The sequence below is a fragment of the Staphylococcus sp. 510 genome (assembly GCF_057219715.1).
Window position 1 is genome coordinate 22,167 of record NZ_JBXVVK010000006.1, and the last position, 25,350, is coordinate 47,516.

Consider the following 25,350-nt stretch of genomic DNA (forward strand, 5'->3'; position numbering starts at 1 on the left):
AAACTTAACCCCATTTACTTAAACGATTATTATAAAATAGGGGGATATGAATGACTGAATGGACTAAAGAAGAACGTTATCAACGAATAGAAGAGGTTGATAGCGATAAATTATTAAATTTAAAACAACAAGTACAATTATCTCCGTATAGACAAACTTTCCATATTCAACCAGAAACGGGTTTATTAAATGATCCCAATGGTTTAATTTATTTTAATGGAAAGTATTATGTCTCACATCAATGGTTCCCATTAGGCGCAGTACATGGTTTGAAATATTGGTTTAATTATACGAGTGACGACTTGGTTCACTTCGAACCTCAAGGAGTCATACTAAGTCCAGATACTAAATTTGATAGTCATGGTGTTTATAGTGGAAGTGCTTTTGAATTTCAAGGTCATTTATATTATATGTACACTGGAAATCACCGTGATCATAATTGGCAAAGACATTCATCACAAATGATAGCTAGAATGAAAGCTGACGGTTCAGTAGAGAAGTTTCCTAAACCTGTTATTAGCCAACAACCTGAAGGCTATACAAGTCATTTTAGAGATCCAAAAGTATTTCAAATTGAGGACCAATATTATGCGATTTTGGGTGCCCAAACTATGGATGAATTTGGTAGATTATTATTATATAGTTCGAAAGATATTGTGAATTGGCATTTCCAAGGAGAAATTAAAACATCATTAAACCAATTTGGTTATATGTGGGAGTGTCCTGACTATTTTGAACTGGATGGCCATGATATCATTATGTTCTGTCCACAAGGCATTGATAGTGAGGAAGATAAATATCGTAATATTTATCAATCTGGCTATATCATGGGTGATTTAAATCTAGATACTTTAGAGTTTGATCATCAATCATTTTTAGAATTAGACAGAGGTTTTGATTTTTATGCTCCACAAACATTTCTCGATAAAAATGGTCAACGTATCTTAATTGGTTGGATGGGATTACCAGAAACAACATATCCTACAGATGAAGAAGGTTGGGCACATTGTTTAACTATTCCAAGAGTATTAACTGTTGAAAATGGTAAGTTGAAACAAAGACCTATTCAAAGTCTAGAAAAATTAAGATATAACAAAGAAACTGCTTTAGGTTACGCTAATAAATTTACAACGAAGTTACATCCTTATGAGGGTAAACAGTATGAATTAATCATTGATATTTTAGAAAATGATGCTTCTGAAGTTTATTTTGAGTTAAGAACATCAAGATATCAATCGACAATGATTTCTTATAATAAGCGTGACAATAAAGTGACGCTTGATCGAACTGATAGTGGTTTGTTACCAGGTAATGTGGAAGGTACTACACGTAGTACAAAATTGGATTCAACACTAACTCAGTTACGCATATTTGTAGATACATCAAGTATAGAAATTTTCTGTAATGATGGTGAACGTGTATTAACTTCAAGAATATTCCCTGCGGAAGAAGCAACCGGTATTAAAACTTCTACTGAATCAGGACAAGTTTATTTACAATTTACGAAATATAATTTGAAAGGTGATCTTTCATGAGACGTTTATTCGCAATTGGTGAAGCGCTAATCGATTTTATGCCAACAGTAACTGATACTGCACTTAAAGACGTGGAACAATTTTCACGTCAAGTAGGTGGTGCACCTTGTAACGTTGCTTGTACAGTACAAAAGTTAGGTGCACAAGCTGAAATGATTACGCAACTTGGCAATGATGCATTTGGAGATATTATCGTTGAAACACTACAAAATATTGGTGTTGGTACTGGTTATATTAAAAGAACAAATGAGGCGAATACAGCACTTGCTTTTGTAAGTTTAAAGGCAGATGGGCAAAGAGATTTTTCATTTTATCGAAAACCATCTGCAGATATGTTATATGAAGCTCAAAATATTGAAGATATAGACATGGGTAAGGGTGATATTTTACATTTTTGCTCTGTTGATTTAGTAGATAGCCCAATGAAACAAGCACATTTAGCAATGGTTGAGAAATTTGAACAGCAACAAGGAACTATTGTTTTTGATCCTAATGTCCGATTGCCTTTATGGGATAATGAAGAGGATTGTCGTAACGCTATACTGACATTTATACCTAAAGCACATGTTATAAAAGTTTCAGATGAAGAGCTTGAATTTATTACGGGAGAGCATGATGAATCTAAAGCGATTGCATCGCTATTTGTAGGTCATGTTGAAGCGGTAATTTATACGCAAGGTGCTAAAGGTGCCTCAATTTATTTAAAAGATGGGACAGTAAAACATCATGAAGGCTTTAAAGTCAAAGCCATCGATACGACTGGTGCTGGAGACGCCTTTATAGGAGCCGTGATAAGTCAAATATTAACTCATCAAGATATGTCTATAGAGCGATTGTTTAAACAACAAGGTGAAGCAATCTTACATTTCAGTAATCTTGTAGCAGCAAAAGTAACGACAAAATATGGTGCCATTGACAGTATTCCTACTTTAGATGAAATTGATCATGCATAATAGAACAACCATCCGTTTAAGACTAACGGATGGTTGTTTATTTATATTAATAATGGAATTATATCTTTTTGACATTACGAACAGATGCATAACAGTGTTCTTTATTTTTAAAATAGACAATACGCTCTTTAGAATCAATGGATTCAATATTTCTCCGATTAATCACAAAGCTATTATGACATCTAAAGAAACGGTCATCTAATTGACTTAATTCTTTAAGGTTACCATAAAATTCGATTTGTCTATTATCTAAATGTGCAATTAAACGATGTGATTTACTAGATGATTCAAAAAACATGATATCGTCATATTGTACATAAACTGAATTACTACCACGTTTCAACTCAATTGTTTCTACATTACTTTCTTTGGATAATAATTTGAGTCTTGTGTGAGCTGTTTCTAAACAATCGATAATACGTGTTTTCAGTTCTGCAGGATCATCTTTGAATATAAAATCCATTGCAGCGACTTTATAAACGAAAGTGAGATACGTTAATTCACTATGGCTTGTTACAAAAATGATATTACCTACAGAATCATGTTTTCGAATTTCACTACCTAATTTAATACCATTTATATCTGCTTCAAGTTGTATATCTAAGAAATAACAACCGATGTCATTCATATTTTTGGATTGCTCAAGCACTTCATAAGGATCATCAGTTGCGAGAGCAAGCTCCATAGGCTTCTCTTCAATCATAATGTAATTTTTAATAATGGACGCCATATTTTCTCGTTGTTTTGGATCATCTTCGCAAATGAATATTTTCATGATTTCACATCCTTATGATTCTTTATCGATAATTTCAATTTTTTGAACAAAAAAGCCATTTTCAATGACTGTATCTAATAATACATTATCATTATTATCAGTGATTTCTTTAAGTGTAGATAACCCTAAACCTCGATTATCACCTTTTGTAGAAAATCCTTCTTCAAACAGTTCATGAACACGAGGAATACTATCTTTACATTTATTCATGATAATAAGCGTTACAGATTCATCCTCTTTGAAAAAGGCGATACGAATAAGGGCATCTTCTAATGATTCTGATGCCTCAATCGCATTATCCAACGTAATACCAATAATACGACTTAGTTCTATCGTATTCATATCAATGCGTTCAATCACATCAGGGACTTCAATACTAATCGCGATTTCTTTTTCTTGAGCTTGAAGAATCTTCGTCGTAATAAGCCCTTTGATTTCACGCACCTTGAGCTTCTCAATACCGTTAAGTTTAAGTGAACGTGTTTCTAAGTTATCTTTCATCGGTACAATTTGTTCGTTGAAGTACTGACGTAAGCCTGGCATATCGTCTTCACGAATAAATTCAGACATCGTTGATAGAATATTGACATAGTCATGTCGAAACTTACGCATTTCATTATTAATAGATTCAATTTTTAAAGTATATTCGTAATACGTTTCAATCTCTTGAAGATTACGTTTATAACGCATTTCACGTAAAGTGAACATTGAAAGAATGAAAACAATAATACTTAAAAAGATAATTAAACCAACAAAAATAATAGCATATAATCTCAAACTATTTGGTGCACTCATATCTGTTTGAGAAATTATGTAAAAGAACATAAATGAAATAGATAATACCACACATATAAGAGTGATATAGGTTTTATTTAATGAAAGATAGGATTCTCTAAGTTTTTTTATTAAAATTCTTAATAAAAATGCTAGCAAAAGTGCAATCAAACAAAATGTACTCAAATGAATTGTTAATAGTAATATTTTAGAATATATATATTTATTAATAGTCAAATAAAGACTAACTGTTAAAAAGTTAGTCAAATATAAAACAAGATTACTGATTAATACAACCATAATTGAGTATAATTTTATCTTTCTATAGTAAAATAAAAAAACAACTGCTACTAAAAATAAAAGTGAGCTGTTACCGATATAGTTGTACATCAAAATAGAAGGTATAACAGTTAATAAAACAATTAAATAATCCTTAAAATTATATTTAATGTCTAATATTATTTTTACTATCCAAAACAGCAGTACAGATTGTACTGCTGCAAAAGGTAAGAAATTCAGAACATCCATATCTTACACACTTTCTAAAAGTATATTATTCATATAACTTAGTTAGTTCAGAAGGGACCTCTGGTTCATCATAAAACATTGCACATGGATTTGCTCCAGCTACAAAACCAACGAATTCCATGATTGAAGTGAAAAATTTAAAAAATAAATTGACTAAAAATTCCATAATGTTAATCCTCCTTAGGGAAAAAGATAGGTAATAATGTAATTGATTCAACAATAATTCCAAATAGAATTAATTGTGAATATGGTTCTTTAATTATAAACGATATTATGACTAATAACATGTAAACTGCAATGGAGAGTATTCTTTTCTTTTTCACTAAGCGTTTAGGTATAGGTTGTTTCTTTGTTGCAGCAGGTGCATAGATAATTACTATTAAGTAACCAATTAATGCAAAGATAAGCATTTCAAATTTACCAATTGATAAATATACGATAAGCCATGGCATCAATAGAAAAATAATGATGTTTTGAATATGACATAGTAAAGATGATTTAGCATGTGCGCCATGCGCGTAAAACCTTAAAATCATATATGCTAAATGCATAGTTAACGTATACCAGAAAATATGAAATATTATCGCTAACCCATATGTTACTATAAATTTCGCTATGTTACTTACTACAACTTGCATACCTAAACGAACTTTTAGAAATTGTATGCGATCCAAGTTATTTCTACGTTGTAAGTAGTTGGCAAATTGATCAATTTTTGTATCTATTATTTTCACTTGTTCACTACTCTCCTTAAGTATCATTATACAATTTTGTGCAACTTATTTTGTGTTTTATGCCTAACTGTCAAAAATAAATACTTAACTGTATAATGTACTTTCTAAAAAGTATTTTATCATAAAAAGGCTTACAGTTTAGTATAAAATATTGCGAGTTAGGAATTTTTTAAGTCAAAGAGGTATAACCATGTTTTAATAGACTCATATCACAGAGATGTGATGGAAATAGAGTTGAAAATTTGCTTAATCTACTTATTAGAATTATTTGTCAAAGTAATTCTAGTTCCATTACTAGAAGGAAGGAGTGATTTCAATGGCAGCAGATATCATTTCAACAATCGGTGATTTAGTAAAATTAATCATTAACACTGTGAAAAAATTCCAAAAATAATTTTTTCAAGTTAGTTAAGATGAGTATTTAGGATTTACAATAATTCAAATGGAAGGAGTGATTTCAATGACTGCAGATATCATTTCAACAATTGGTGATTTTGTAAAATGGATTTTAGATACAGTAAAAAAATTCACTAAATAATAGTAGAAATTCATTGTAACTTTGTTTTCTTCGTATAATAGGTGAGTTATTAAGCCATCTCAACTTAATAACTTACAACATTAGTAGGTGACCAAACATTTACTAATATGACTGTAGTTTTCCTTGGACTCAGTGTTACGTATTATTCTTAGCTACCTTTAACTAGGTATTTTTCTAACATGTAAGCTATCGTAAAACAACATTCAATTTATCATTATAAAAAGAGATAAATTCACTAAAATTTTTTCATAATTAATAACATCCCCAAAAAATAGATTGAAAAAATAACTGTAAAAACATTCCCTTAATAATAAGTTATCAAAAGCCGTGAGCCCCTCCCAAGCTCACGGCTTATTCTTATATACAACAAAACCCACTCAATTAAATTGCATCGAGTGGGAAAGATTCAATTTCTATTTATATAAATCAAGTTTAAGATTATCAAACACTGGAATTGATTGTCGTTGTTCTATAGCTTCATTAATATCTATATTTACACTTAAAGAATCCTCTTCGCTATCTAAACTTCCAATAATTTCGCCATTAGGATTGATGACAATTGAATGCCCAGCATAATCTGTTTGACCATCATTGCCACAACTATTTGTACCAATAATGAACATGTCATTTTCAATTGCGCGTGCTTTTAATAAAGCGAGCCAATGATTTAATCTTACTGTTGGCCACTGTGCAACATAAAATGCTACTTTTGCACCACTACGAGCGGGGTATCGCAGTAATTCTGGAAATCTAAGATCATAGCATATAATTTGAGTAGCCAAAGTGCCATCAGATAAAGCAAAGGGTTCAGGAACATTCACACCTGGTGACATGAAATCGGGTTCTCTTAACATTGGAACTAAATGGATTTTATTATATTCATTTATACAATTACCATTAGATAATACTGTAAATGCTGTATTATAAATAGATTGATCAACTTTATTTGATACAGAGCCAGCAACAATATCAACTTGATACCTTTGTGCTAGATTTGTAATAAATGGCAAACTAATTTTTAAGTTAACATCCGCTAGATCATTTAATTTCTCTAATGCATAGCCGTTGTTCCACATTTCAGGGATTACTACAACGTCTGTGTCGTTTTCTAATTTATCTTCAAACCATTGTTCAATTTTTGCCATATTTTTCTCAGATTGACCATATTCGATATATATTTGAAATAGTTGAACTTTCATATATATCACTCCTCTTAATTGATTAATTATAAGATACTAAAATTATATCTAGATAGCAAAAAAGTGGGGTAATTTCTGTAAGAAATTTACGCCCACTCAGTGTTAAATTCAATCAATTATTTTTTAATAAGGAAACGAGGTTCAACTGGTTTAATATCTTTTTCACCAGCTTGCTCACGAACATTACCAAAAGGCATTTGAGCTACTAATTTCCATGTTTTTGGAATGCCAAATTCATTTGCAGTTGCTTCGTCAACGATTGGATTATAATGTTGTAATGAAGCGCCAATACCTTTAGTAGCTAATGCAGTCCAAATGGCATATTGATGCATTGCATTTGTTTGATTAGACCAAATTTCAAAATTGTCATAGAAGTTTGGCATTTTTTCTTGTAATCCTGTAATAACATCTTGATCTTCATAGTAGAGAATAGTTCCATATGAATGTTTGAAGTTATCAATTTTTTGACGTGTAGGTTCAAAATCACGATCTGGACCCATTGTTTCTTTTAAAATAGCTTTTGTGTTTTCCCAGAATTTTTCATTTTTATCATTTAATAATAAAACGATACGAGTAGATTGAGAATTGAATGCTGAAGGTACATGTTTAACTGCATGTGCAATTAACTCTTCTAACTCTGAATCTTCAATTGAAATAGTACTTTCTAAATTGTATATTGTACGTCTTTGCTCCATAGCATCGTTAAATGAAACGTCATTGTTCTTTTTATTAAATAAACCCATATTCAATCTCCTTTGTTATAGTTAATAACTATTTGTATCTTTAGTATAAATATTATACTCGATAAAGTAAACTAATAATTACTGGAAAATTTCAAAAATATTAATATTTTTTATCAATAAACATATATCAATGCATTATTTGGTTACTTTATATATACTTGATTTAGTAAAGAAATAATAATAGGAGGTGACTTTTGATGCAGAAAAAGTTAAAACATAAATTAATGTTACCTGGATTTGCATTAATATTAAGCACATCATTTCTAAGTCCGTCGGTTTTTGCGGCTGAAAATTCAAATAAGCCACCTCAATCAGATACAACTCAAACAAATGATTCAAATCAGAACAACAATGATAAAAATAATGCTGAACCATCAACTGATGATAAAAAGGATACATCTCAATCTTCTGATTCTAATCAAAGTGACTCAAATCAATCTGACCAAGATCAAACTAATCCTGATAATAGTAGTAATACATCTGATGGTAGTAAAGAGGACACCCCAAATTCGGGACAAAATGATGGTTCAAATTCAAATGATAACACTGATTCAAACAATGGTACTTCTGATAATAATGATAAGCCTGGGAATCAAGATAATCAGGATCAGACTGATAATAATCAAGATAAACCAAATGATGACCAAAATGATGGATCAGATAGTAATCAAGATTCAAACTCAAATCAAGATAATCCAAGTACTAAGCCAGATGACAAGCCAAATGATAAAGATGATGGTTCAAATTCCAATCAAAATGGACAAACCAATCCAGATAAACCAGGGTCTAACCAAAATGGTCAAGACAAACCCAATGGATCTAACAATCAAGACAAACCAGATTCTAATCAAAACAATGATAAACCAAGCACGCAACCAGGTTCAGGACAAACTCATCATCAACATCAAAAACCAAGCAATCAGCAACCACCTATAAATCAAGGTCAGCAGTCATCTCAAGATGGAAACTCACAATACCCCGGTGAAAATAATTCAAATCATCAAGCCAATGGAACAGGTTCGACTCATCATGGTCAATCAAATAATCAAAGACCCAATCATTGGCAAAATGCAAATAATAATAACGTGAGCAATAGCCAATATCAGAATTCTAATAATAATTCTGTGCAATTAATGCCTCGATACGACTCTCAAAATCAAGTTTTAGGACCAGTGCGGAAATCAAATTCATACGATCAGTCACAATCTAATACATCTAATTATGATAGTAATCGTTTTATGTGGCAAAGACCGGAATCAATTTTCAACAATCAAAAAGGCTTTGAGCGTACATCAAATCAGCAGTCGCTAATAAGAAGGTTTAATTCTTTAGCAGAAGGTTCATACAAATATAACCCATTTGTGATTAATCAAATTCATCAACTTGATAATTCTAATGGTGTTATTTCAGATAGGGATATTTACAATATTTTTAGAAAAGAAACGTTTAGTGGAAATCAATATTTAAATTCATTACAACAATCATCTAATTATTTTAGATTTCAGTATTTTAACCCATTGGATTCAAAGAAGTACTATAAAAACTTAGATGATCAAGTTCTAGCTTTAATAACAGGCGATATAGGATCAATGCCTGATTTAAAGAAACCTGAAGATAAAGAATCGAGTGATAAAAGTTCTTTTGAAAATCATAGCGATGATAAAATAAGTACATCAAATCAACAGAAAGAAAGTTATCAAAAAGAGCAGAAAACAAATCGATTATTAATGACGTTAGGTACAAGTATTATTGCCATTTTCATTGGTGTAATCATTGCATATCTGTTAAAACGACGAAAGCAAGATGAAGGTGCACAATAAAATGATATTAAAAAATAGAGCCAATCACTGAAAATGTGACTGGCTCTATTAATTTATATTTAATTCAATATAAGATGGATGATAAAGTTGGCTTGTTCTTGTACTTTTTTAAGTGCTTCACCACCGAAGACTTGCATAATGACAACAGTACCGTTTTGTAACATGTGAATGCCGATTGGTATAGCGATTCTATTTGTATATGTATAAGCTAATGAGAATAACATTCCCATACCGAAATACATAGGTAAAAATTTAATGTCATTATGTGCTAATGCAAAAAGAAGTGAACTTACAATAGAAGCTATTAAAAAGGCAACGATACGATTACCTTTGATGGCGTTGTATAATTCACCAAATAACACCTTTCTAAATACAAACTCTTCTAAAATTGGACCAACAACTGAAATTAATATAATAAAGACTGGCATTTGTTTAGCAATAGCCATTAATCGCTCAGTATTAGAACTTTGTTGTTGTTGTCCTAAAACAAGTGTGTAAATTAAACTCACAACAACTTGATATACCATGACGATACAAAATCCAAGTAATGCCCAACTGATGATGTAGCGTTTGGATTCTTTAACACCTGCTTCGAGACGAGTAGGATTTTTAATATATAAGTTAATTAATATGATTAATATAGCTGCGACTATAAATAATGATACTTGTGTATATATCATAAATTGAGTTGTTTCCATACCTTTTTCTGGTTGGATTAATCCACTTCGTAATAACATGCCTGGTAAAAATTGAGCTAAGGCATAAATTAATACTGTTAATAATGACACCCAAAATCTTTTCATATTGGACCTCCGATTTTCTGTTTATAGTTTATTTTATCGTAAAAAATCATTATGTACAAAATAAATTCAAAGACGTCCTGCTTGAAATATTGACCAAATTTGATTATTATAAAAGTAGTTTAGCACTCTAAAAGTTTAAGTGCTAAAATCCGTACTCAACAAGGAGGAACAATCATGCTTAAACCATTAGGAAATCGTGTGATTATTGAAAGAAAAGAACAAGAACAAACAACTAAAAGTGGTATCGTATTAACAGATAGTGCTAAAGAAAAATCAAATGAAGGCATCGTTAAAGCAGTCGGAAAAGGGCGCTTATTAGATGATGGTTCTAGAGTTGCTCCTGAAGTAAAAGAAGGGGATACAATTGTATTCCAACAATATGCAGGAACAGAAGTTAAACGTGGCGATGAAACATACATCGTATTAAATGAAGACGACATTTTAGCAATTATTGAAGCATAAAATAAACGTATTATAAAAAAGTAAGAAGATTGACAATACTGGAGGTTAGACATAATGGCTAAAGATTTAAAATTCTCAGAAGACGCACGTCAAGCAATGTTACGTGGTGTAGATAAATTGGCAAATGCCTTGAAAGTGACAATTGGACCAAAAGGACGCAATGTTGTATTAGATAAAGAATATACAGCGCCATTAATTACAAATGATGGGGTCACAATTGCAAAAGAAATTGAGTTAGAAGATCCATATGAAAATATGGGTGCCAAATTAGTTCAAGAAGTAGCTAACAAAACAAATGAAATTGCTGGTGATGGTACTACCACTGCAACAGTACTAGCACAAGCAATGATTCAAGAAGGACTTAAAAATGTGACTAGCGGTGCAAACCCTGTAGGTTTAAGACAAGGTATTGATAAAGCAGTTCAAGTAGCAGTTGAAGCTTTACATGAAATTTCTCAAAAAGTAGAAAATAAAAATGAAATTGCTCAAGTAGGTGCTATTTCTGCAGCAGATGAAGAAATTGGTAAATATATTTCAGAAGCTATGGAAAAAGTGGGCAACGATGGTGTTATTACTATAGAAGAATCTAATGGTTTCAATACTGAATTAGAAGTTGTAGAAGGTATGCAATTTGATAGAGGATACCAATCACCATATATGGTTACTGACTCAGATAAAATGATTGCAGAATTAGAACGACCATACATTTTAGTTACCGATAAGAAAATTTCTTCTTTCCAAGATATTTTACCTTTATTAGAACAAGTGGTTCAATCTAATCGTCCAATTTTAATTGTAGCGGATGAAGTGGAAGGCGATGCATTAACTAATATTGTATTAAACCGTATGAGAGGTACATTTACAGCAGTAGCAGTTAAAGCACCAGGATTTGGTGATCGTCGCAAAGCAATGTTAGAAGACTTAGCAATCTTAACAGGTGCACAAGTCATTACAGATGATTTAGGATTAGAATTAAAAGATGCTTCAATTGATATGTTAGGTAGTGCTAATAAGGTTGAAGTTACTAAAGATAATACGACAGTTGTTGATGGAGACGGTGATGAAAATAATATCGATGCACGAGTTAGCCAAATCAAAGCACAAATTGAAGAAACTGATTCTGACTTCGATAGAGAAAAACTACAAGAACGTCTTGCTAAATTAGCCGGAGGTGTTGCAGTAATCAAAGTAGGTGCTGCTAGTGAAACTGAATTAAAAGAACGTAAATTACGTATTGAAGATGCTTTAAACTCAACTAGAGCAGCTGTTGAAGAAGGTATCGTTGCTGGTGGTGGAACAGCGTTAGTAAATATTTATAAAAAAGTAAGTGATATTGATGCAACTGGCGATGTTGAAACAGGCGTTAATATTGTCTTAAAAGCATTGCAAGCACCAGTTAGACAAATTGCAGAAAATGCTGGATTGGAAGGTTCTATTATTGTAGAACGTCTTAAAAATGCAGATGCAGGTGTTGGATTCAACGCTGCAACAAATGAATGGGTTAATATGCTTGAAGAAGGTATTGTAGACCCTACTAAAGTAACACGTTCAGCATTACAACATGCAGCAAGTGTAGCTGCAATGTTCTTGACAACAGAGGCAGTTGTAGCAACAATTCCAGAAAAAGATCAATCAGAACAAGCTGGAATGGGTGGCGGCATGCCTGGTATGATGTAAGTTCACGCCATCGCATTGGACAATTGAAAAAAACTTCATAAATTAGACATAAAGATAATTAAAACTTTCTAGTGATCCATTTCGCTAGAAAGTTTTTTTATTTATTGAAATTGATGCGTTTTTAAGCTATTTATCATAAATAATGACAACTTATTCAATTAAAATATCAAAATATTTTATAGAATAAAATAGTTGAGGTACCAATCCACAAATGTTATATTATTTATTGTGATTTTTATAAAGAAATGTTTTAATTCAGAAACGACATGTTGATTTGAATTAACGCATTATTCATTTTGACAATTAAATAATAAGGAGGAAGTCATAATTGAAACACCCTAGAAAAGACAACCAAGAAAATAAAAAAATAAACTATTTTTCCATTAGAAAGTTAAAAGGGTATGGCGTGACTAGTATTACTGTAGCTTCATTGTATTTAATATTTGGACATACTAACATGGCAAATGCAGCAGAATTCAATCAACCTACTGAAATAGATAACAGCTATACAAATAGTACAGTGATTGAAGATAAGCAAGATGAGAAAAAGCTTAACCAAAATACTGAAATATTAAACGCAACTACAAATAATACAAACAACGAAACAACTCCAAATAATACGAGCAACGAAGCAACGCCAGTAATGGATAATAAGCAGGTGACTTCTGAACAATCAAATAGTGGTAATAATGAGCAATTAAAACAATTAATTCAACAATATAAAAAAATAAATTTAAATGATAAGACAGATGAATCAATAAAAGAATTTAACTATGATATTACTAATGCTGAAAAATTTTTACAAAAAGAATCTACTCAAGCAGAAATTGACGGATATTACAGAAATTTCATTAACAGTGCTGCTAAATTAAAAAGAAAAAAGAATAACAATGAAGTTCAAATTACAAAAGAACAAAATGGTAATAAAGGTATACCTGCAACAAACACAGAGCCATCAAGTAATAATCAACATTCTCAAGTAGTGCGACAATCAGAAGGTGCATCATTTAGGGCAGTACCAAATCAAAATAATAATGACCCTTTAAAATACAATGAAACTAATACCGGTGTGATTAACGGACACTTTGATCAAGTTTCTGGAGGAAATTTACCAAATCAAAAAACAAGTCTAACGGTTGTTAAAGATGTCATTGGATGGACGAGTTTATCTACAGATCCAGATAAAGAATTTCCTATAGTAATGACTACTAAAGTAAGAAATTATCCAACATTTATGAGTGATAGTTCAGCACCTTATGGCGTCGTATTAGCCAGAACAACAGATGGATTTGACAGACGTGTGCCTGACCCTAGAGTAGCCGGTATTTATCAAGATATTGATGTTGCACCTAATTCAGAATTAGTCGTAGATTTTATATCTTCAGCTTTAGCAACAATTAATGCTTGGCCAGGTGTAAAAGCTAAAATAACAATACCAGACGGTAATCGAGTATTATTTGATAAACAGATAAATGGTATGGGTAAATATCCAACTGGAAAACTGAATCTCATGGTCAATGTTCCAAGTGATGTTGATAGAGTAAGGTTATCCTTTATTCCAATTTCAAATTCGTACACATTAACCTCTAACCAAACAAATAGTGCTTATGGTTTTGGAGATAATCCAAATTACATGTACGGTGGTTCTGTTAGTAGAGTTAATGTAAATAGTGGTGCTTATGTTGTATCTAGAGTAACTGAAATCAATTACGACTTTACAAGTGATTCATCAACTTCTAATTATGCACGTGGTACAATTTCAGTAATTCTTGAAAATAAAGGACACACAAGTTCAAATGAAACCATTTATCGAGTAACGTTACCACAAGGAACAAAATTTGTTTCTGCAACAAATGCGAGTACGAACTATAATGAGGCAACGGGTTTATTAACACTCAATGCTGGAAAAGTAGCTGCTGGAACTACTAAGACGATAACGTATACTGTTGATTTCCCTGCCGTTAAACCAAGTATTGTAGATTTAGACGGAAATGTAACCTATAGAACTGATGCGTCATTCCGAGGAAATGATAGACAAAAATCTGGTATAGATAAAGTAGAACAACAACAAGTTGCAATATTAATGTATAAGGAAGACTTAAGAAATAAATATAATGATACGAAACAATATTTGGATTCAATCAATGAAGCCAAAGCTATTTTAGATGAAGCCAATAATAATGTGCCAATGGCAGATAGAAAAAACCAAGATTTTATCAATCAAATTACTACTCAAATAGAACATGAAAAAACCAAACTTAAGCGCCTTACACCTTCAATACCTGTAATGACAACTAATGAAGAAAATGCAAGCTTAACAGTTACTCCACAAGGAGACACTGATAAAATGACAGTGCAATATGTTGGACCAAATGGAGATCCAAAAGAAGTTGTCGCAACAAAAGCAGGAGATCAATGGACATTAAATGAAACACCGACAGGTTTTAGTATAGATAATACAAACGGTTCAGTGACAGTCAATTATCAAGGTGTCCAAAACGGGAGTGAAGTTTCCGCATATGATACAAGCGGGAATAGTGACTCGAGTGATGAAGTAAGAAAAAATGTTCCTTTAAAACAAGATACACCATTAGCTCCAACGATAACGCCTAATGAAACAAATGCGAGTGTAACGGTAACACCACAAGGTGATGCAGATAAGATGATAGTACACTATGTCGCACCAAACGGAGATGCGAAAGAAGTAATTGCGACAAAAACAGGAGATCAATGGGCATTAAATGAAAGCCCTAAAGGTATCAGTATAGATAATACAAGTGGCGTGGTGACAGTAGGATATCAAGCTGTTCAAAATGGTAGCGAGGTTATTGCTACAGAGAAATATGGTAATAGTGATACAAGTGCAGAATCACGAGCGAATGTACCATTAAAAGAAGCGACGCCAACGGCGCCAGTCATTACATCAGATGAAGCAAATGCAAGTGTAACGTTAACACCACAAGGTGATGTAGATAAAATGACAGTACATTATGTCGCGCCGAACGGAGATGCGAAAGAAGTGATCGCCACAAAAGTAGGCAATCAGTGGACATTAAATGAAACACCAACAGGTATTAGTATTGATAATACAAGCGGTGCAGTGACAGTAGGATACCAAGGTGTTCAAAATGGTAGCGAAGTCACAGCAAATGAAAGTCACGGTAATAGTGATGCAAGTGCAGAAGCTAGAGAGAATGTCCCTGTAAAAGAAGCGACGCCAACGGCGCCAGTCATTACATCAGATGAAGCAAATGCAAGTGTAACGTTAACACCACAAGGTGATGCAGATAAAATGATAGTGCACTATGTTGCACAAAACGGCGATCCAAAAGAAGTGATTGCGACAAAAACAGGCAATCAATGGACATTAAATGAAACACCAATAGGTATCAGTATAGATAATACAAGTGGAGCGGTGACAGTAGGATACCAAGGTATTCAAAATGGAAGTGAAGTCACAGCTAATGAAAGTCACGGTAATAGTGATGCAAGTGCAGAAGCTAGAGTAAATGTACCATTAAAAGAAGCAACGCCAACGGCGCCAGTCATTACATCAGATGAAGCGAATGCGAGTGTAACAGTAACACCACAAGGTGATGCAGATAAAATGATAGTACACTATGTTGCACCGAATGGAGATCCAAAAGAGGTTATTGCAACTAAAGTTGGAACGCAATGGACATTAAATGAAACACCAACAGGCATCAGTATAGACAATACAAGTGGTGCAGTGACAGTAGGCTATCAAGGTGTTCAAAATGGTAGCGAAGTCACAGCAAATGAAAGTCACGGTAATAGTGATGCAAGTGCAGAAGCGAGAGCGAATGTCCCTGTAAAAGAAACAACGCCAACGGCGCCAGTGATTACACCAGATGAAGCAAATGCGAGTGTAACAGTAACACCACAAGGTGATTCAGATAAGATGACAGTACACTATGTCGCGCCAAACGGAGATGCGAAAGAAGTAATTGCGACAAAAACAGGAGGTCAATGGGCATTAAATGAAACGCCAACAGGTATTAGTATAGATAATACAAATGGTGCGGTGACAGTGGGCTATCAAGGTGTTCAAAATGGTAGCGAAGTCAGTGCGAGTGAGACACATGGAAATAGTGACGCAAGTACAGAGTCGAGAGCGAATGTCCCTGTAAAAGAAGCGACACCGATGGCACCAACCATTACATCAGATGAAGCAAATGCAAGTGTAACAGTAACACCGCAAGGTGATGCAGATAAAATGATAGTGCACTATGGCGATCCAAAAGAAGTGATTGCGACAAAAACAGGAGGTCAATGGGCATTAAATGAAACGCCAACAGGTATTAGTATAGATAATACAAATGGTGCGGTAACAATCAATCACCAAGGTGTTCAAAATGGTAGCGAAGTCAGTGCAAGTGAAACGCATGGAAATAGTGACGCAAGTACAGAGTCTAGAGCGAATGTCCCTGTGAAAGAAGCAACGCCAACGGCGCCAGTCATTACATCAGATGAAACAAATGCAAGTGTAACAGTAACACCGCAAGGTGGTTCAGATAAGATGACAGTACACTATGTCGCGCCAAACGGAGATCCAAAAGAGGTTATTGCAACTAAAGTTGGAACGCAATGGACATTAAATGAAACACCAACAGGCATCAGTATAGACAATACAAGTGGTGCAGTGACAGTAGGCTATCAAGGTGTTCAAAATGGTAGCGAAGTCACAGCAAATGAAAGTCACGGTAATAGTGATGCAAGTGCAGAAGCGAGAGCAAATGTCCCTGTGAAAGAAGCAACGCCAACGGCGCCAATCATTACATCAGATGAAACAAATGCGAGTGTAACAGTAACACCGCAAGGTGATGTAGATAAAATGACAGTGCACTATGTAGCACCGAATGGCGATGCGAAAGAAGTAATTGCGACAAAAGTAGGCAATCAGTGGACATTAAATGAAACACCAGTAGGTATCAGTATAGATAATACAAATGGAGCGGTGACAGTGAATTACCAAGGTGTTCAAAATGGAAGTGAAGTCAGCGCAAGTGAGAAACATGGGAATAGTGATACAAGTTTAGAATCACGAGCGAATGTCCCTGTGAAAGAAGCGACGCCAACGGCGCCAATCATTACATCAGATGAAACAAATGCGAGCGTAACAGTAACACCACAAGGTGATGCAGATAAGATGACGATACACTATGTCGCGCCAAACGGAGATCCAAAAGAGGTTATTGCAACTAAAGTTGGAACGCAATGGACATTAAATGAAACACCAACAGGCATCAGTATAGATAATACAAGTGGAGCAGTGACAGTCAGTTACCATGGTATTCAAAATGGTAGTGAAGTCAGTGCGAGTGAAACGCATGGAAATAGTGACGCAAGTACAGAGTCTAGAGTGAATGTCCCTGTGAAAGAAGCGACGCCGATGGCGCCAGTCATTATATCAGATGAAGCAAATGCGAGTGTAACGGTAACACCACAAGGTGGTTCAGATAAGATGACAGTACACTATGTCGCGCCAAACGGAGATGCGAAAGAAGTGATTGCCACAAAAGTAGGCAATCAATGGACATTAAATGAAACACCAACAGGCATCAGTATAGACAATACAAGTGGAGCAGTGACAGTAGGCTATCAAGGTGTTCAAAATGGTAGCGAAGTCACAGCAAATGAGAGTCACGGTAATAGTGATGTAAGTACCGAAACTAGAGCGAATGTCCCTGTAAAAGAAGCAACACCGATGGCGCCAGTCAATACATCAAATGAAGCGAACGCTAGTGTAACAGTAACACCACAAGGTAATGCGGATAAGATGATAGTCCATTATGTAGATCCTAATGGCGATCCGAAAGTTGTCATAGCTACAAAAATAGGCAATCAGTGGGCGTTAAATGAAAAGCCTGTAGGTATTAGTATAGACACCGCAAACGGCGCATTAACAGTGGGCTATCAAGGTGTTCAAAATGGCAGTGAAGTCGTAGCAAGTGAAACCCTCGGTAACAGTGATCCGAGTGAAAAAATTGTTGCTAATGTTCCTGTGAAACAAAGTAAACCTATGCCACCTATAATTATATGGGATAAAGAGAAAGGTTCAATTTCTATTAAACCAAATGGGAAAACAGATAAAATGAGAATACAATTTATAAGTTCATCCCATAATAGTAATATTGAAATTATTGCGACAAAAGCTGATGATCAATGGAACCTTAATCACAAAATAAGTGGGATTCAAATAGATAGTGAAACTGGTATAGTTACCATTGATTATCAAATAGTCCAAAATTATAAAGAATTGTTAGTAAGTAGTACATTTAGTAATAGTGATGAAAGTGAAAGTATTCATTTTATAATTCCGAAATTTAAAGGAACAGTGTATGATTTGTATAATAATAAACAAGAAAAATTACTTAATGAAAGTGAAATTGAAAATGTAAAAACACATTATGTAATTAAGAAAGAGATACAAAAAGACAAAATAGAATTACCAAATACAGGAAAGAAACAAACGAATGAAAAAGGAAACACTAGTATTGTTTTACTGCTATTGGGATTCATACTTTGTAAATTAAAATTGAAAAGAAAAGACTTATAGCTTAAAAGAGTATATAATAAATTATATTAATAACATGTTGACTATAAAATAGAGAATTTGAGGAGTTATTATGTATTTTGTTATCGCAATATTTACATGTATTAGTTCGTTAGTAAGTTTATTTTATGCTGTCGATGCATGCATTAAAACTAAACAAGTGAATGCACTTTATGCGTTTGCTAGAAGTTTTTCAATTGCATTATTGTGCGTCGCAACACTATTCTTTATAAATCATCTATTTTTATTTGCTATGACATTTTTAATGGCTTTAGTCCAATTAATAGATGGTTTTATAGGATTAAAAATTAAAGATAACTTAAAAGCTTATGGACCATTTTCATTAGCAATTGTAGGATTTATTTTATTGTTTTTTATCTAGATATATTTATTGAATAAGATGAAAAAAGGTTAGACCAACTCAATTTGTGGTCTAACCTTTTTGTTATATTATCTCAAATCATCAATTGCTTTTGCGATTGAATCAAATACATGTGGAATATCATCTTTTTCTACACAACTAAATGCGATTCTAATATCAGTTTCATTTAATGCGATGACACCAATTGAATATTTCTCAATTAAATGTTGACGTAATGTTTCAGGATTTACATCTTTAACTTTAATTGCCATAAAGTAACCAGAATTAAAATCATATGCTTGCCAATAAGATTGATATTGATCCGCATATACGACTGTTTTTGTTACTTCATATCGTTCTCGTAATGTCGTTATATTTTGTTCAATTTCTTTATTAAATTGAACATTATTTTTAAGTACATGTTTAACAGCACTTTGAGATGGTAGTGGGCCACTTGAAATATTGCTACGTATTAATCCTTTAGTTTTGGCTTCTAATACATCTTTAGTAGATGCGTCTTCTACACCAAATGTAATAAATCCTACACGGAATCCCCATGCAAAGAATTCTTTAGTTGCACCATCTAATCTCACTGGAAGTACATTTTTAGATTGAATATTTGTTAATGCAGTGAATAAAGATTGAGTATAGACATCTTCGTAAAACAATCCATAGTACGCATCGTCAATCACAGCTACCACCTGTGTTCCTTTTTCTGCTAATGATTTAATTGCATTGACAATGGTTTGTACCTCTTCATTATTAGGTGTGTAACCAGTAGGGTTATTCGGATAATTAAGAATCATTACGACTTTATCTTTATTATAAGCTTCTAAAGATTTAACTAAAGATTTCGTAGTATAGTGACCATTTTCATCAAAGATTGGATATGTGTCGATGTTTGCATTGTGTCGTGTGTTAAATACTAATTTATAGTTTCCCCAGTTATGCTCTGGTAATAAAATAGTATCACCTGAATTGATGAATAGGTCGGCTACAAGTGAAAGTCCATGCGTAAGTGCATTGGTAACAATGGGTCTTGTCATGACCTCTTTAGTTAAATCAGGATTATCTTTTAACATTTTTTCTTGCCATAAATCACGCAATTCTTCAATACCTTGAGGTGGTGCATATGGGAAGATTTCATCTGGTGACAGTTCATTAAACATTTGATTTAGAGCATTGGCATACATTTTACCGTTGTCATTGGTTGCCATACCAATTGTTGCATTATACTTTGTGCTCTTTGCTTCAGCAGATTGAGAAAGAATACCTTTTGGATAAAACATATTTTGCCCTAAATCTGAAAGCATAGAAAAGATTTCAGGATTTGACTGTTTTAGTTGTTCGTTTAAATTTTGGGCTAATGGGTTCATATTGAATAACCTCTCTTTTTTAAATTAAAGTCATTATCCTTATAGTATCTTGAAATTGTCCAAAGATAAAGTATTGTTATTAAAGATTTAATTAATATTAATTATTCAGCAAAATATACGAACATGTGTTCTGTTTTATGTTAAGATAAGTATAGGTCATCGACATTTATGACACTTTGCATTTGGGAGGTGTAGTATAATGACGTGGTGGCAAGATGGAATTATAACTTTATTAACAGGTGGCCTACTTGTTATCTTTCGAGTTTGGTTAGAAATTAATTGGAAAGATAAATAGATGACCATACACAAAATACCCCAAGCCTGCTGGTACCAGACTTGGGGTTGTGTAGTATAATTTGTGGATACAATTATATAGTAACATCGCGATATATATATCGCAATCAATATAACGTTTGAATGAATTTTAGTAAAAACTGATAGTTTGATATAATTTAAAATAATGAGGTGAATTCAATGAAGCATATGACTAAAATATTTGTAGTGTTAGCAATCATATTATTCATTATAGGTTATTATTTGCAAGCTACAGGAAATGAATCTTCAGGAATAAAATTACTGCTTGCTGCTATTATGTTCATAATATGCGCATTTATAAGTAGAAATAATGATCGACGTAAAAATAATCATAAAAAGTAATCAATATAGAAATGAATTGTTGGAAACAGTGTGTAGTTTACATGCTGTTTTTTTAATCTGTATATATTGTTTATATATAATTTGTTATCGTCCAACCATATGTATAAAGGAGAATCATATATATACTTTACAAATTTGTATATAGTGTGTATATTGATTATATACAGAAAAAAGGGGGACATCAATGAAAATTATTTTGAAGAACACCAGTGAATATCCCATTTATGAACAAATCAAACAACAAATTAAAGAGAACATTTTGAAAGGATACGTTTCTTCTGGTGAACATTTACCATCTATGCGTGAATTAGCAAAAGACTTACAAGTTAGTTTAATTACAACCAAACGCGCATATGAAGATTTGGAAAAAGATGGTTTTGTTACTACGATTAGAGGCAAGGGAACGTTTGTGAAAGAACAGGATAACTCAATTCTAAAGGAAAAGCAGTTCTTTGTGATTGAAAATTTAGCAAAATCAATGACGAAAGAAGCAAAGACAATTGGGATGTCTTTAGAAGAACTACAAGAAATTCTTTCCTTAATTTATGAGGAGGAAGAATAATGAATGCTATAGAATTGAACCATGTTAATTATTCTAGACGGAACTTTAAATTGAAGGACGTATCATTCAATGTGCCTCAAGGATTTGTTACAGGATTTATTGGTGCTAATGGTGCAGGGAAAACGACAGTCATACGATTAATTATGGATTTATTACAATACGATAGTGGAAGCATTTCAATTTTAGGTGACAGTATGTTAACGAATCCTATTAAGATAAAAAATAAAATAGGCTTTGTTTATTCAGAAACATACTTTAATGAAAAATGGACTATAAAAAAGTTAGAAAATATCATTTCTCCTTTTTATCAAGATTGGGATAGTGATTTGTTTAATGATTATTTAAGAAGATTTGATTTACCGTATAATCAGAAAATCAATCAATTTTCTAATGGTATGAAGATGAAATTGTCACTGGCTATTGCATTTAGCCATCATGCTGAGTTATTTATTTTGGATGAGCCTACTTCGGGTTTGGACCCAATTGTAAGAAATGAAGTATTAGAAATTATTCAACAAGAACTAATTGATGAAGATAAGACAGTTTTCATTTCTACACATATTATTTCAGATTTGGAAAAGATTGCTGATTATTTAGTATATATCAGAGACGGTGAAATGATATTAAATGATTCAATTGAATCGTTAATGAGTAAATTTCAAATTATTAAAGGTAATCATAATGATTTAGATGAAGAATTGGAAGAATTATTAATCTACAGAGAAACTAGGAAAACTGGATATACAGCTTTAACACGACATGCACAAACATTTAAAGAAATATTCGGAAATGATATTGAAGTTCAAAATCCGAGTATAGAAGAATTAATGATTTATTTAGAAAAATTTAAGAGTAAATCATATGAGCCCCTTACTTTAGAAAGTGAGGATAAAAAATGAAGCAATTATTAATTAGAAATATTAAATTAAGATACTGGACTCTTATTTTGTATATAGCATTGATTGTATTTTATCCAATATATAGCTTCATAATGAAACCTAATCCGCTCATGAATTCTGTTATGGCAATACCGCTTGGATTAATTTTAATGATAATGTCTATACTCGATGCTGGTCATTTGTTTAGATTTCATCGACGATTAGGTGGGAATCGATCAAACTTATTTTTTGGAAGTTTACCAGTATCCAAGAAGGATATGTTAAACGCCAATTATTTAACATGTATCTTCTTTACTTTATTTGGTGCAATTGTGATTACTTTATACGGTTATGAATCAGATTCTATTCAAACCAATGCAATATATTTCTCAACTACATATGCCTATATTGTAGCGAACTTCTTATCGATACCAGTAGCTTTTAGAAAAAGTACTGAGTATAAAACTGAGGGAGTATCATATATTGCTTATATCATTTTGATTATGTTCGCATTACCATTTCTATTATCCGTCACCTTGATTTTAATTAATTATATATTTTTAAATCATAGTCAAATTCCACAATTTTACTCTTATTTTTTAAATTATGGATTTGTACTATTAAGTATTATAGTTTTAATCATTAATTACGTTTTACAACTAAATAAAATTAAGAAACATACACTTTAAAGGAGGTCTACAATGAAGTTAGAACAAATAACAAAAAAATATGGCCAAAATACTGTTATAGATCATATTGATTTTGATTTTGGAAACAGTCAAATCGTAGGATTAATCGGTAAAAATGGTGTAGGTAAAACAACACTAATGAAAGTAATGAATGGGAATATTATTAATTATGAGGGGAAAGTTAATTTACCTAATAATGAAAATGTTGGTTATTTAATTGAGCATCCTAAACTATATGATAATAAAACAGGTTTATATAATTTAAAATTATTTGCACAAGTATTAGGTAAAGGATTCGATAAAGAATATGCGGATCACATCATTGATGCATTCGGTATGAGACCTTATATCAAGAAAAAAGTGAAAAAATATTCAATGGGTATGAAGCAAAAATTAGCTATAGCAGTTTCATTAATGAATAAACCAAAATACCTTATTTTAGATGAACCTACAAATGGTATGGATCCAGATGGTTCGATTGACGTATTGAAGACGATTCAATCATTGATTAAACAGTTAGAAATGAAAATATTGATTTCTAGTCATAAATTAGAGGACATTGAACTCATTTGTGATAGAGCTGTATTCTTAAGAGATGGTACATTCGTACAAGATGTCAATATGAAAGATGGTGGACCAAAAGATAGTACGATTATTTCAATCGATACAGAAGACTATCAAAATGCATTAGAAATGTTAACAGAAAAATTCCATGTTCAACAGTCTAATAAAGAAAATGGAGAAATCATAATCAAAGCGCAAAAAAATTATAAAGATGTACTTGAAGCATTAGCAAAACTCAATATTTATCCTAAATATATTGAAACACGTAAAAGTTCATTACGTGATACTTACTTTAATATTAATCAAAGAGGTGATAAATAATGAGATCTTTACAATTAGTAAAACATGATTTAATTAGTATTTTTAAAAGTCCGCTCACGTACATTGCGTTTATACTTGTCATTGGTTTAACTGTCTTTCAAGCTGTCATGATGGCAAATTATAGTCCTGGACACAAAGTGGACTATACAATGGTATTTATCATGGCGAATTGGTTATTCTTATTTGCAGGTTTATTATTTATTATCAAAACAATTACTCGAGATTACTCACAAGGAACAATTCAATTATATATGAACAAAATGAGTAGTAGAATTGGCTATATTGTTGCTAAAACAATTTCAATGATTCTAATTTCATTTTTATTTACACTTGTTCAATATATAGTGATTATTGTAATTGAATCTACAACTAAAGGTAAAAGTATTGACGGAGATAACTTTTTAACTAACATTTGGTTCTATCTTATCTTTTTCCTATTCTTTGGATTATTTTTATTTTTAATTACATTAGCAGTTGAAAAACCAGCTGTTATATTTACGTTAGGCATTTTCTTATTATTAATTGTGCCATTTATCCAACCGCTAGTAGGTTTAATTCCAAACATCGGTGATGACATTCATAAGTCATTTAAATACATTCCATTCACATATTTAACTCAAAAAATGACTGAGTCCGATGTTTCATTTACACATTGGCAATGGTTTATTTCTATAGCATCAATCGTAGTGCTATTTATTGTTAATGTATTATATGCAGCTAAAAGAGATATTTAGAATAAGTGATTACCGGGGCTTGATAGTCCCGGTTTTTAATATTTTAATTTAAGAGAGAATAAGGCGTTAAAACGGGAGATTTCAAAAGAA

At 32.3% G+C, this 25,350-nt stretch carries 24 protein-coding genes; 16 read left to right on the forward strand and 8 right to left on the reverse strand.

Annotation, left to right across the window (positions count from 1 at the left end; genetic code table 11):
• Positions 1–50: 50 nt before the first annotated feature.
• The gene (locus AC2D8K_RS05695; protein WP_002452010.1) at positions 51–1,535 is read left to right on the forward strand and encodes a sucrose-6-phosphate hydrolase; all 1,485 of its coding nucleotides are present in this window, start codon (positions 51–53) and stop codon (positions 1,533–1,535) included.
• A complete protein-coding gene (locus tag AC2D8K_RS05700) occupies positions 1,532–2,488 on the forward strand; it encodes a carbohydrate kinase family protein (RefSeq protein WP_002452009.1) in 957 nt (318 codons plus the stop codon). The genes AC2D8K_RS05695 and AC2D8K_RS05700 overlap by 4 nt, the downstream gene beginning before the upstream one ends.
• A gap of 58 nt (positions 2,489–2,546) precedes the next feature.
• Here AC2D8K_RS05700 and agrA read toward each other — a convergent pair whose 3' ends face one another.
• Genes agrA through AC2D8K_RS05720 form a run of 4 tightly spaced genes read right to left on the reverse strand, consistent with a single transcriptional unit; the run spans position 2,547 to position 5,299 of the window.
• Positions 2,547–3,263, reverse strand: coding sequence for a quorum-sensing response regulator AgrA (gene agrA, locus AC2D8K_RS05705; RefSeq protein WP_002452008.1), 717 nt, complete (start codon positions 3,261–3,263; stop codon positions 2,547–2,549).
• Positions 3,264–3,275: 12 nt separating this feature from the next.
• Entirely contained in the window at positions 3,276–4,565 is a 1,290-nt protein-coding gene (agrC, locus tag AC2D8K_RS05710; protein WP_049425306.1) for a quorum-sensing sensor histidine kinase AgrC, read from the reverse strand.
• A gap of 25 nt (positions 4,566–4,590) precedes the next feature.
• On the reverse strand, positions 4,591–4,731 hold the full coding sequence (gene agrD / locus AC2D8K_RS05715) for a cyclic lactone autoinducer peptide AgrD (RefSeq protein ID WP_002451571.1): 141 nt from the start codon (positions 4,729–4,731) through the stop codon (positions 4,591–4,593).
• Between the two features lie 4 nt (positions 4,732–4,735).
• Positions 4,736–5,299, reverse strand: coding sequence for an accessory gene regulator AgrB (locus AC2D8K_RS05720; protein WP_002451572.1), 564 nt, complete (start codon positions 5,297–5,299; stop codon positions 4,736–4,738).
• A gap of 316 nt (positions 5,300–5,615) precedes the next feature.
• Between AC2D8K_RS05720 and AC2D8K_RS05725 the strand changes: the two genes are divergently transcribed.
• Positions 5,616–5,693 carry a delta-lysin family phenol-soluble modulin gene (locus tag AC2D8K_RS05725; protein ID WP_015364840.1) on the forward strand — a complete coding sequence of 26 codons (78 nt, stop codon included), beginning with the start codon at positions 5,616–5,618 and terminating at the stop codon, positions 5,691–5,693.
• Positions 5,694–5,759: 66 nt separating this feature from the next.
• Positions 5,760–5,837: a delta-lysin family phenol-soluble modulin gene (locus AC2D8K_RS05730; protein ID WP_015364841.1), complete on the forward strand. Its 78-nt coding sequence runs from the start codon at positions 5,760–5,762 to the stop codon at positions 5,835–5,837.
• A 413-nt stretch (positions 5,838–6,250) separates the two neighbouring features.
• On the opposite strand, the gene AC2D8K_RS05735 is transcribed toward AC2D8K_RS05730, so the two are convergent.
• Positions 6,251–7,036 (reverse strand): carbon-nitrogen family hydrolase, encoded by a 786-nt coding sequence (locus AC2D8K_RS05735; protein ID WP_002451573.1) that lies wholly within the window; start codon positions 7,034–7,036, stop codon positions 6,251–6,253.
• Between the two features lie 116 nt (positions 7,037–7,152).
• Positions 7,153–7,779 carry a nitroreductase family protein gene (locus tag AC2D8K_RS05740; protein WP_002451574.1) on the reverse strand — a complete coding sequence of 209 codons (627 nt, stop codon included), beginning with the start codon at positions 7,777–7,779 and terminating at the stop codon, positions 7,153–7,155.
• 197 nt (positions 7,780–7,976) lie between these two features.
• On the opposite strand from AC2D8K_RS05740, the gene AC2D8K_RS05745 reads away from it, so the two are divergent.
• Complete coding sequence (locus AC2D8K_RS05745; protein WP_484698195.1) at positions 7,977–9,599, forward strand: SdrH family protein; 1,623 nt, start codon at positions 7,977–7,979, stop codon at positions 9,597–9,599.
• A gap of 59 nt (positions 9,600–9,658) precedes the next feature.
• Here the strand turns inward: AC2D8K_RS05745 and mroQ are convergent, their stop codons facing one another.
• A complete protein-coding gene (gene mroQ, locus AC2D8K_RS05750; RefSeq protein ID WP_002451576.1) occupies positions 9,659–10,402 on the reverse strand; it encodes an intramembrane glutamic endopeptidase MroQ in 744 nt (247 codons plus the stop codon).
• A 174-nt stretch (positions 10,403–10,576) separates the two neighbouring features.
• On the opposite strand from mroQ, the gene groES reads away from it, so the two are divergent.
• The 4 genes from groES (at position 10,577) to AC2D8K_RS05770 (ending at position 19,500) form a co-directional block, all read left to right on the forward strand.
• Entirely contained in the window at positions 10,577–10,864 is a 288-nt protein-coding gene (gene groES / locus AC2D8K_RS05755; protein ID WP_002451577.1) for a co-chaperone GroES, read from the forward strand.
• 54 nt (positions 10,865–10,918) lie between these two features.
• Positions 10,919–12,541, forward strand: a complete 1,623-nt coding sequence (gene groL, locus AC2D8K_RS05760; protein ID WP_484698197.1) for a chaperonin GroEL — start codon at positions 10,919–10,921, stop codon at positions 12,539–12,541.
• Between the two features lie 328 nt (positions 12,542–12,869).
• Positions 12,870–19,121, forward strand: coding sequence for a SasC/FmtB family protein (locus tag AC2D8K_RS05765; protein ID WP_484698199.1), 6,252 nt, complete (start codon positions 12,870–12,872; stop codon positions 19,119–19,121).
• Positions 19,122–19,191: 70 nt separating this feature from the next.
• Entirely contained in the window at positions 19,192–19,500 is a 309-nt protein-coding gene (locus AC2D8K_RS05770) for a hypothetical protein (protein ID WP_002452227.1), read from the forward strand.
• Positions 19,501–19,568: 68 nt separating this feature from the next.
• On the opposite strand, the gene AC2D8K_RS05775 is transcribed toward AC2D8K_RS05770, so the two are convergent.
• Positions 19,569–20,855, reverse strand: a complete 1,287-nt coding sequence (locus tag AC2D8K_RS05775; RefSeq protein WP_484698201.1) for an aminotransferase class I/II-fold pyridoxal phosphate-dependent enzyme — start codon at positions 20,853–20,855, stop codon at positions 19,569–19,571.
• A gap of 199 nt (positions 20,856–21,054) precedes the next feature.
• On the opposite strand from AC2D8K_RS05775, the gene AC2D8K_RS05780 reads away from it, so the two are divergent.
• The 7 genes from AC2D8K_RS05780 (at position 21,055) to pmtD (ending at position 25,260) form a co-directional block, all read left to right on the forward strand.
• Positions 21,055–21,150 (forward strand): Trp-rich small protein, encoded by a 96-nt coding sequence (locus tag AC2D8K_RS05780; RefSeq protein ID WP_100066986.1) that lies wholly within the window; start codon positions 21,055–21,057, stop codon positions 21,148–21,150.
• Positions 21,151–21,329: 179 nt separating this feature from the next.
• Positions 21,330–21,512, forward strand: a complete 183-nt coding sequence (locus tag AC2D8K_RS05785) for an SE1626 family protein (protein ID WP_002452229.1) — start codon at positions 21,330–21,332, stop codon at positions 21,510–21,512.
• A gap of 184 nt (positions 21,513–21,696) precedes the next feature.
• Positions 21,697–22,074, forward strand: a complete 378-nt coding sequence (gene pmtR / locus AC2D8K_RS05790; RefSeq protein ID WP_002452230.1) for a PSM export ABC transporter transcriptional regulator PmtR — start codon at positions 21,697–21,699, stop codon at positions 22,072–22,074.
• Entirely contained in the window at positions 22,074–22,973 is a 900-nt protein-coding gene (pmtA, locus tag AC2D8K_RS05795; RefSeq protein ID WP_002452231.1) for a phenol-soluble modulin export ABC transporter ATP-binding protein PmtA, read from the forward strand. Before pmtR ends, pmtA begins: the two co-directional genes overlap by 1 nt.
• Positions 22,970–23,641, forward strand: coding sequence for a phenol-soluble modulin export ABC transporter permease subunit PmtB (gene pmtB / locus AC2D8K_RS05800; protein ID WP_002452232.1), 672 nt, complete (start codon positions 22,970–22,972; stop codon positions 23,639–23,641). The genes pmtA and pmtB overlap by 4 nt, the downstream gene beginning before the upstream one ends.
• Before the next feature lie 12 nt (positions 23,642–23,653).
• A complete protein-coding gene (gene pmtC / locus AC2D8K_RS05805; protein WP_484698204.1) occupies positions 23,654–24,526 on the forward strand; it encodes a phenol-soluble modulin export ABC transporter ATP-binding protein PmtC in 873 nt (290 codons plus the stop codon).
• The gene (gene pmtD, locus AC2D8K_RS05810; RefSeq protein ID WP_002452234.1) at positions 24,526–25,260 is read left to right on the forward strand and encodes a phenol-soluble modulin export ABC transporter permease subunit PmtD; all 735 of its coding nucleotides are present in this window, start codon (positions 24,526–24,528) and stop codon (positions 25,258–25,260) included. Before pmtC ends, pmtD begins: the two co-directional genes overlap by 1 nt.
• Positions 25,261–25,350: the final 90 nt, after the last annotated feature.

Coding starts and splice junctions, on each gene's coding strand:
- AC2D8K_RS05695 (WP_002452010.1), top strand. CDS start 51: ATGACTGAATGGACTAAAGAAGAACGTTATCAACGAATAGAAGAGGTT.
- AC2D8K_RS05700 (WP_002452009.1), top strand. CDS start 1,532: ATGAGACGTTTATTCGCAATTGGTGAAGCGCTAATCGATTTTATGCCA.
- agrA (WP_002452008.1), bottom strand. CDS start 3,263: ATGAAAATATTCATTTGCGAAGATGATCCAAAACAACGAGAAAATATG.
- agrC (WP_049425306.1), bottom strand. CDS start 4,565: ATGGATGTTCTGAATTTCTTACCTTTTGCAGCAGTACAATCTGTACTG.
- agrD (WP_002451571.1), bottom strand. CDS start 4,731: ATGGAATTTTTAGTCAATTTATTTTTTAAATTTTTCACTTCAATCATG.
- AC2D8K_RS05725 (WP_015364840.1), top strand. CDS start 5,616: ATGGCAGCAGATATCATTTCAACAATCGGTGATTTAGTAAAATTAATC.
- AC2D8K_RS05730 (WP_015364841.1), top strand. CDS start 5,760: ATGACTGCAGATATCATTTCAACAATTGGTGATTTTGTAAAATGGATT.
- AC2D8K_RS05735 (WP_002451573.1), bottom strand. CDS start 7,036: ATGAAAGTTCAACTATTTCAAATATATATCGAATATGGTCAATCTGAG.
- AC2D8K_RS05740 (WP_002451574.1), bottom strand. CDS start 7,779: ATGGGTTTATTTAATAAAAAGAACAATGACGTTTCATTTAACGATGCT.
- AC2D8K_RS05745 (WP_484698195.1), top strand. CDS start 7,977: ATGCAGAAAAAGTTAAAACATAAATTAATGTTACCTGGATTTGCATTA.
- mroQ (WP_002451576.1), bottom strand. CDS start 10,402: ATGAAAAGATTTTGGGTGTCATTATTAACAGTATTAATTTATGCCTTA.
- groES (WP_002451577.1), top strand. CDS start 10,577: ATGCTTAAACCATTAGGAAATCGTGTGATTATTGAAAGAAAAGAACAA.
- groL (WP_484698197.1), top strand. CDS start 10,919: ATGGCTAAAGATTTAAAATTCTCAGAAGACGCACGTCAAGCAATGTTA.
- AC2D8K_RS05770 (WP_002452227.1), top strand. CDS start 19,192: ATGTATTTTGTTATCGCAATATTTACATGTATTAGTTCGTTAGTAAGT.
- AC2D8K_RS05775 (WP_484698201.1), bottom strand. CDS start 20,855: ATGAACCCATTAGCCCAAAATTTAAACGAACAACTAAAACAGTCAAAT.
- AC2D8K_RS05780 (WP_100066986.1), top strand. CDS start 21,055: ATGACGTGGTGGCAAGATGGAATTATAACTTTATTAACAGGTGGCCTA.
- AC2D8K_RS05785 (WP_002452229.1), top strand. CDS start 21,330: ATGAAGCATATGACTAAAATATTTGTAGTGTTAGCAATCATATTATTC.
- pmtR (WP_002452230.1), top strand. CDS start 21,697: ATGAAAATTATTTTGAAGAACACCAGTGAATATCCCATTTATGAACAA.
- pmtA (WP_002452231.1), top strand. CDS start 22,074: ATGAATGCTATAGAATTGAACCATGTTAATTATTCTAGACGGAACTTT.
- pmtB (WP_002452232.1), top strand. CDS start 22,970: ATGAAGCAATTATTAATTAGAAATATTAAATTAAGATACTGGACTCTT.
- pmtC (WP_484698204.1), top strand. CDS start 23,654: ATGAAGTTAGAACAAATAACAAAAAAATATGGCCAAAATACTGTTATA.
- pmtD (WP_002452234.1), top strand. CDS start 24,526: ATGAGATCTTTACAATTAGTAAAACATGATTTAATTAGTATTTTTAAA.